2 protein-coding genes are annotated in these 781 nt (G+C 29.1%); one reads left to right on the plus strand and one right to left on the minus strand.

Annotated elements, in window-relative coordinates; all coding sequences use genetic code 11:
• Positions 1-411, plus strand: a 411-nt coding sequence (locus tag HMPREF9455_RS20530) for a TaqI-like C-terminal specificity domain-containing protein (RefSeq protein WP_006801691.1), incomplete at its 5' end; no start/stop codon positions are given.
• On the opposite strand, the gene HMPREF9455_RS20535 is transcribed toward HMPREF9455_RS20530, so the two are convergent.
• Positions 395-781, minus strand: a 387-nt coding sequence (locus tag HMPREF9455_RS20535) for a TaqI-like C-terminal specificity domain-containing protein (protein WP_006801692.1), incomplete at its 5' end; no start/stop codon positions are given. The two genes, HMPREF9455_RS20530 and HMPREF9455_RS20535, sit on opposite strands and share 17 nt — an antisense overlap.

Genomic DNA, 781 nt, shown 5'->3' on the forward strand with positions numbered 1-781 from the left:
GATTTTTATAAACAAAAAATTATATGGAAGATTATTGGAAATCAAATGGCTTTTTCTATTGATTCCAATGAGTATGTTGTGAATAATGCCTGTTATATATTGACAGGATCATACCTAGAATATCTACTGTCTGTTTTGAACTCTAATGTAATAAAATGGTATAGCTATATTACCAACATGAACAAGACAGGAGTTGGAGATGTTCAAGTTGGTGGTCAAAATGTCAATCTATTTCCAATCCCATTATTATCTGATTTTGAGCAAGAGCCATTCATTAAGTTAGTAGAAGAAATGCTAATAAAAAAAGAAAAGAATGAGAATACAACAGTCCTTGAAACTATAATAGACAATCTTATATATGCAATGTATGGACTATCTGAAGAAGAAATACAATTTATAAGTTCTCAATAAATTCAACTTCTTCTTGAGATAACTTGTATAGTTGGCATATATACTTATCTAATTTTTCTATTTCATCAATAGAATGAGTTTCAATTATATTATCTATCATTTGTTCTACATGTATTTGTTCTAATTCTGTAGGCATTTTGACCGATAATTTTTCTAATGTATATTTTTTCCATCGATTTGTTCCTACTCCTGTTGTTGTTCCGATCTGATTAAAGACCCACTCTCCAAGCCTTGAGTTTAGCATAGCTAGTATATATTTCAATTTATCCCCTACCATTAAAAAAGACGTGGCTTCAGGAAAGAAAGCTTCATTATCTAATGCAAATTTAGATTTATCTGAAATCTCTCCCCATATAATTTTTTGTTTATA

It is taken from the genome of Dysgonomonas gadei ATCC BAA-286 (assembly GCF_000213555.1).
GTDB lineage: Bacteria > Bacteroidota > Bacteroidia > Bacteroidales > Dysgonomonadaceae > Dysgonomonas > Dysgonomonas gadei.